Annotated in this window: 4 protein-coding genes; all 4 read left to right on the top strand. The window is 41.7% G+C overall.

Going from position 1 to position 7762, the window contains the following annotated elements:
• Positions 1-204 precede the first annotated feature (204 nt).
• The 4 genes from WS42_RS13740 to WS42_RS15685 all read left to right on the top strand — a co-directional run bounded on the left by WS42_RS13740 (position 205) and on the right by WS42_RS15685 (position 7264).
• Positions 205-1377 (top strand): FecR family protein, encoded by a 1173-nt coding sequence (locus WS42_RS13740; RefSeq protein WP_046451271.1) that lies wholly within the window; start codon positions 205-207, stop codon positions 1375-1377.
• A gap of 83 nt (positions 1378-1460) precedes the next feature.
• Complete coding sequence (locus WS42_RS13735; protein ID WP_013612544.1) at positions 1461-4925, top strand: TonB-dependent receptor; 3465 nt, start codon at positions 1461-1463, stop codon at positions 4923-4925.
• Positions 4926-4932: 7 nt separating this feature from the next.
• The gene (locus WS42_RS13730; protein ID WP_046451270.1) at positions 4933-6393 is read left to right on the top strand and encodes a RagB/SusD family nutrient uptake outer membrane protein; all 1461 of its coding nucleotides are present in this window, start codon (positions 4933-4935) and stop codon (positions 6391-6393) included.
• A gap of 34 nt (positions 6394-6427) precedes the next feature.
• Positions 6428-7264, top strand: coding sequence for a DUF4465 domain-containing protein (locus WS42_RS15685; RefSeq protein ID WP_022159433.1), 837 nt, complete (start codon positions 6428-6430; stop codon positions 7262-7264).
• The last annotated feature ends 498 nt before the right edge of the window (positions 7265-7762 follow it).

Raw genomic sequence — 7762 nt, 5'->3', positions numbered from 1 at the left:
CCCGCAGGCTCCTGGTTAATTGACAATGAAGCAGTATACCCGAAGAATAGGATATATTGTATTGATTGTCAATGATTTTATTCTCGTTTTCTTTTCTCATTTTTCTTTATTTAATGGAAGTGAAGCTTCCAATAATTGTCCATTATCCATTATCATCTGTCCGTTATTCTTTTTGCGGAAACCCGCAAAAAGAATCGAACCTTTATGTTGTTGTTAGATCCTCAAGAGCTGGAATATCTATTGGAACACCTTGGACATCCTGAAACTTTGAAAGAGAAAAAATTTCAGGAATGGCTGTTGGACAACGATCACCGACAGCTGTTTGAGAGAGTGAGAGACTATCGGGAAGCTTACCTCAGAGTGGATAAAGGGGAGATGATCAACTTGGCAAAAGAGTGGGAACAGTTTGAAGTAAATGTCCAAAAGAAAAGCGGATGGGGAATGAGGAGAATAGGTGTCGTTGCTGCCAGTGGCCTTATATTCCTCCTGATCGGTATGCTTTGGCAGCCGACAGAAATAGAAACGGTGAAAGTGGTCCGGGAGGCAGAATTAATCGGTAAAAAAAGTGCGGAATTGATTTTAGCTAATGGACAACATATCGATTTGGAAAAACAAATTGTCGAGCTATGGGAAGAAAATGGCATACACATCAGTAACTCTACTCAAAGTTATTTGGCTTATCGGCAGGATACACTTACTTATACCGTCGATTCCTGCGAAGAGTTGGTTTACAATACGGTGAAAATCCCTGCCGGTGCCGACTATAAAATATATTTAGCCGATGGTTCCGGAGTTTGGCTGAATTGTGGTTCCGAATTGCGTTATCCGGTAAAATTTGTGGGGAACGAGCGACGGGTATATTTGCGCGGAGAAGCATTTTTCGAAGTGAAAAAAGCGACGGAATGGCCCTTTATCGTAGAAACGGAACATATGCACATACAAGTGACCGGAACCCGTTTTAATGTGAAATCCTATCCCGAGGAAGAAATTGTACATACAACTTTGGTGGAAGGAGCGGTGACGGTTACCGGACCGGAAAACAAGATACATACTTTCCGGCTTTTACCTTCCCAGCAGTTTTCTTTAGATAAACTCACCGGACAAATCGAGGTGAAAGAAGTAGATACCCATTTATATACCGATTGGACGGAAGGAATGTTTGTTTTTAGAAAACAACGTCTGGAAGAAGTAATGAATACACTCGCCCGTTGGTACGATATCGAAGTGTTTTATAGCGGCGCAGATGTGAGGGATTTACGTCTGTCCGCTAATCTGGGGCGTTACGATCATATCGATACCATACTCGGACTGATCCGGGCCATGGACAAAGTGGTTGTGTACAGAAAAGGCAACGTAATCACATTCAGTTTGAAATAAAAAATAAGGACCGGAATCGGCGTCAAAAATTTCCGGCCCTTCTTTAGTTAATAACATAGTTAAACTTAACCAATTACAAAAGTATGAAGAAAAACCGAAACGGCAGTTTCTCTTATTCGGGAAAATTGTCTAAAGTTCTGCTACGGATGAAGCTTACATTCGTACTTCTTTTATGTGTTATGTCCCAGGTGTTCGCTTTAGCGAGTGCACAAACAGTCAGTTTGAAAAAACAAAATGCTTCTCTGGAAGAAATTCTTTGGGAATTGAAAGAGAAGACACAGCTGGTGTTTATGTATAGCGATGAGGATATTGCTTCGGTGAAAGGAATCGATATCGACATGAAAAATACGCAGGTAGATGCGATATTGAACAAATGCCTGGAAGGTACCGATTTGAAATACGTCCGGGAGAATAATGCGATTGTGATTCGTCGTAGCCGCCAGTCGGAAAATGTCCCGCAGGTACGGATGAGGAAGATTTCCGGTAAAGTGACCGATACGAGTGGAGATCCTCTGCCGGGCGTGACTATTTTGGTCGACGGTACCACCATCGGTGTGGCTACCGATAATGAAGGGAAATATTCCCTGGAATGTCCCGAGGCGCCTGATCTGGCACTAAATTTTACATTTATGGGAATGAAATCACAGAAAGTGACTGTGGGGCCTAAAAATGTAATCGATGTAACCCTGGAAGAAGAGATGAACCGTTTGGAAGAAGCGGTTGCGGTGGGATATGGAACGACAAAGGTAAAGGATATGACGGGTGCGGTTACCCGTTTGGGAAGTAAGGATATGGAAACGGCTCCGATGGGGGCGACGATACAGTCTATGCTTCAGGGAAAAGCACCGGGAGTAAATGTGATGATCAGTTCGGCTTCCCCGACTTCACCGGTGTCTGTTATTATCCGGGGATCTTCTTCTCTGTCGGGTGATTCACAGCCATTGTGGGTGATCGACGGAGTTCCCGAGTATAATGCCAGTACTTCCGGAGATGTATCCAATACGTTGTATAATTTAAATTTGACCGATGTAGAAAGTATCGATATCTTAAAAGATGCTTCCGCTACAGCTATTTATGGCTCGCGGGCTGCTAACGGTGTCGTATTGGTGACTACGAAGAGGGGAAAAGCTGGTATGAAGCCTCAATTGGAGTTCTCTGCCCGTTATGGAATACAGACGATGAATGCCAATGATTTCCGGGTATTGACCGCAGATGAGTATATCCGGGTGTCGAAAGCTGCTTGTGCGATGAGTTTGTTTACGAGAGGTTCACTGGACTATTTCACCAGAAAATATGTGGACGAAACTTATTTTAATTCTCACATTAATCATAGCCAGTTTGATTTACATTCCCTGACCGATGAGTTCTATCTGAAAGATGCTTATGGAAATGGAGATACCGATTGGTGGGATCTGATGACCCGGAATGCTGCCACCCAGGATTACAGTATAGGGATACGTGGAGGTTCCAAAGAATCTTCTTATAGTGCTTCTATCTATTACAAAGACCAGAAAGGTATCGTCAAAGGTGGTAATTCCAAAATGTTGGGGGGTAGTTTTAATTTTGATGCTGCAGTTCGGGATATTATTCGGTTTAAATTGGATTTGAGAGCTACAGCCCGTACGGCTAATGATAAAGACAATATGATCGGTGAAATTCTCGATATGCGGCCGGATGTGCCTGCTTATAATGAAGACGGAACAATCAATATGATCGATTACTATACGAAAAACCCGTTATTATCACTGATGGATACCGATGAAGCCAAAGGACGGAATTTTTCCGGAACATTAGGATTGGAATGGGATATTATCAAAGGATTGACTTTCCGTACTTCCGGTACGGTTCAATATAATGTGAATAAATACAACACTTATACCATTGCCTGGTATGATGGAGCAGAAAGTTCTGCCAGTGTCAGTAAAAATGAAAGCTATACTTACATGTGGGACAATACGTTGAATTATGTGAATACCTGGAAGAAGCATAGTTTGGTGGGATTGGTCGGCTTTTCTATCGAGAAGTATGAATCAGATGGGTTGAAAGCTTCCGGTAGCGGTTTCCCCGATGACCAGGTTTTGACTAATTTAAACAGTGCTGCTAAAAAGAATAGTATTTCCAGTAGTTACAGTTCTAATACTTTGGCTTCTTTCTTATCGCGTTTGGAATATAAATTCAACAATCGCTATCTACTGACCCTGAATTTCCGGGCAGACGGTTCTTCTCAGTTCGGCCCGGATAAACGTTGGGGATATTTCCCTTCCGGTGCGGTTGCCTGGATCATTACCGAAGAAAATTTTATGAAAGATTATTCCAATATCGTTTCTTATCTGAAATTACGGGGATCTGTCGGAAAAACCGGATCACAGAATCTGGGAGCCTATGATTGGCGGACATTAATGGGATCGGCAACCTATAACGGCGCTGCCGGCATCGTACCCTCTTCTTTAGGAAATGATATTCTGCAATGGGAAGAACAGATACAGAAAGAAGTCGGTTTGGATTATGGTTTCTGGGACGACCGGATACGGGGTACTTTGGGATATTATCAGAAAAAAGTAGATAACTTATTGTATAGCGATCCTGTGCCGACTTCCTCTTCTTTCTCTAGTGTTTATCAAAATATCGGTTCATTGAAAAACCGGGGAATCGAGTTCGATGTCCGGGTAGATATTATCAAAAATGTACAAAAAGACCTGACCTGGAATGTCGATTTTAACATTGCCCGTAATCGGACAACCCTGGAAAAGTTAAACAGTTCAGACGGTTATTTCGGTGGCGGAGCTTATGATTATTTTAAAATAGAAGAAGGAGGTGAAACCGGGAGATTCTACGGCTATAAAGATGCCGGTCGTTTATTTATGACTAATGAAGAACTGGTCGGTTTGAAGACCATCGATCCGAAAACCGGAACCCTGAAATATTATCGGGACGATTATAATTATGAACGTCAGGGAGATGTGTATATTATGGATCTGGATGGGGACGGACAAATCACGGCAGACGGGGATCGTACCGTGATCGGAAATGCTAATCCGGATTTCTTCGGAGGATTCGGTAGTACGTTGTATTGGAAAGGATTGATGTTGAATGCTGTATTTTCTTATTCTGTCGGAGGGGATCGTTTTTGGGACGAAGAAAAAAATAGTTCAGGAGATATGAATGTATATAATACTTCTAACCGGATATTGGATTCCTGGACGGTGAATCCCGGGGTAAATGCATCTTATCCACGGGCGATGTATTATGGTTGGGGGAGTAACAGTATTATTACCGACCGATATATTCACGATGCTTCCTATCTGCGGATGACCGCATTGAATTTATCTTATCGTTTACCGAAACACCTCTATAAAAATAGTATTTTGAATGCAGTGGAATTCACTTTCCAGGCCACAAACCTGTTTACCTGGACGAAATATCCGGGTATGGACCCACAGGGGAATTTTAGTACTACTTATAGTGCTTTTTATAACATGGGAATCGACTATAGTACCTATCCTTCTGCCCGTACCTATAATTTTGGAATCAAATTAACATTAAAATAAGCTGAATATGAGAACTTATTCGATATACCTAATCTTATTTTTGGCCGGAATATTGGCTTCCTGCGAAGATTTTCTGGATCAAAGTCCGAAATACAATCTGACCCTGGAAAATGCAGTGACGGATTATAACGGAGCGAAGAATATTATCAACGGTATGTATTCTATTATTGCGAAATCGTCTAATTTCGGTGGAGAACTGGCTGGAAGGTGGGCTTCGCAGGCTGGAGTATGGAATTATAATAATCCGAATTACAATATGACCTATAAAGAAGGCAGCAATGATTTCGGGGCGATTTGGCAATCTTGGTATGGGTTGGTAAATTCAGCGAATGCTGCAGTTATCGCTTTGACTAATCTGGATGTAAAGTTATATCCTTCGCCCGAAACAAAAGAGGCTTTGATCGCCGAGGCCAGATGTATGCGGGCCTGGGCTTATGCTAATTTATTCTGGATGTTCGGACACTGGTGGGAAGCCGACGACTGTGCTTATGGTATTTTATACCGCGATCAGATGTCCAATCTGAGTAATTTGCAGGTTCCCCGAATCACTGTCGGAGAATCTTATCAGAAAATTTTTGAAGATTTGGAACCGGGGTTGAAGTATTTACCCGATTTTACTACTCCCCGCTATTTATCGAAACAATTGGCACAGGTATTGAAAGCGAAGTTGTTATTGAACCGGGGAGTGATGCGCGGTGATGTACAGGACTTGAAAGATGCGCTGGATTTGGTGCTTACTGTGAAGAAAGATGCTCCGGGTAGCTGGAAAATGGAAGCCGATCTGGCTGAAATGTACGAGAAAGGTTGGGAATCCGGGGAAGTATTGTGGACCCGTTATATGGGGGATATTACCAATTGTGCCTGGAGTGAGTTTACCTATTCTTATGCTATAGGATATAACAATACCTATTACGATATCTTCGACGGTTGGATCAAGGAAGATCCCCGCTATACGGTGGTCATGGACTCGGTTCGGGCTCCGGAAACCTGGGATACAAAAAATGTTTGGGCATTGAAGAAACTGTATCACGGAGGACGGAACGATACTCCCGATGCTCCTTATACGGCTTATTATTTTCGTTATGCCGAACTTTATCTGATGGAAGCCGAATTGAAAGCCCGGCTGGACGATTATTCCGTTGCCGATGCTTTGGCTCCGCTGAATGAAATGCGTTCCAAACGAACCAATCCGGTATTGCCTGCTTTGTCGGCTTCTTCTAAAAAAGAATTGTTACGGACGATTTTCCGGGAGATCTGTGTGGAACAATTCCTTGAAAACGGGAGCGAATACTTTGCATCTTTACGTTTTATCAATGATACCGATGCCAGTCCGGCTCAGAATAAACCCTGGATTTATACGTTGAAACAAGATGTTGATTTTTCGGCAGATAAATATTGCTGGCCGATTCCCGAAGCCGAACGATTGAAGAATAAACTGGTGGATCAGAATCCGGGATTAGGGAAATAGAAGTTGAGTTATTTCTGTGTTAAAATTTGAAATTATGAGAAAATTTTTAGCTGTAATCATGATATGGGCAGGTTTGAGTGCCTGTTCCGACGATAAAGATGTTTTGGTAAGCATCCCGAATGATGTGACGATGAATGAATTGGAACTGGGACGTTTTACGCATCAGATTCCGGATGGCGGTTTTACTTCGAAAGCTGCTCATACAAATGGAGTGAAATTTAATACCGTCAAGAATCCGGACGGCACGTATAGTGGTTTTGCCTATTCGAACCGTAACAACCGTTCTTTCACCTGGACGGCTACTCAGGAAGCTTTGGATTCCAATATCTACAGTGTCTATACCCGTTTCCCGAATGCCAATGAAATTTATGCCGTCGCTTGTGTAAAAGACGACGATGCTTATTTTACCTTGGAAAAACCTGCGGTTGTAGAACATATACTGGTAGCTAACACTACTTATGCCTACCTGGCAATGGTGTATGGGGATCAATACGGTACGCCGGAAGCTCCCGTAGCCAATCCGAATATCCCCGGGAGTGCCGACAAAAAAGGAGTATGGTATTCTAATGTCCCCGGAGGAGTAAAGAAATTAGTCGATGAGGACAAGGATTATTTTAAATTGATTATCAAAGGATTTAAAGATAACACACAAACCGGAACGGTAAACTTTTATTTGTGTACACGTAAAGGTGATCCTGAAAATCCGGATTGGAGCAGGGTAGTTAACGATTGGTATCCCGTAGATTTGTCTGCTTTGGGTGTTGTCGATAAAATAGTTTTCGATCTCGAATCTACCGATATCGAAGAGGGCACAGGTCGTATGCGTACCCCTGCCTACTTCTGTCTGGACGGAATTCGGATTCAAAAATAATTCCTGTTTTTACAGTCATGTGTTCTGTTTGGAGAAATTGTCTCCAGACAGAATAGATGATTGGACTTCTCCATATTCGAACGACTTATTGGATATATTTGTGGATATTCCGGAAAAATTCAGCGTAGTAAAAAGTTTTATAAATTTCAAAGACAAGATAATATACATCTTTGGATTCAAAGTAAAAATAAAGCGATTATAAATAATGGCAGTTATATGCTGAAATAGTGGATGGTATATGGGAACTTTGTACTTAGATTGTTATTTAATAATTTTTTGTAATACTAATTTTTTTTCAATTTTTCTTCACCCGTTTTTAGGTTTTTCCTGTGTTTATAATAGCAAGGAGAATAACCAAGAAAACGTCGTTTAATTTAGTTGAAAGTTTATAAAGTCCATAATGTTTATAAAGTCATAGGATCCCGCAGGCTCCTGGTTAATTGACAATGAAGCAGTATACCCGAAGAATAGGATATATTGTATTGATTGTCAATGATT

This window comes from Odoribacter sp. N54.MGS-14 (genome assembly GCF_000980295.1).
In the GTDB taxonomy this organism is placed as follows: domain Bacteria; phylum Bacteroidota; class Bacteroidia; order Bacteroidales; family Marinifilaceae; genus Odoribacter; species Odoribacter splanchnicus.
Note: the sequence above shows the minus strand (reverse complement) of the source record. Positions and strands in the feature narration are given on the sequence as shown.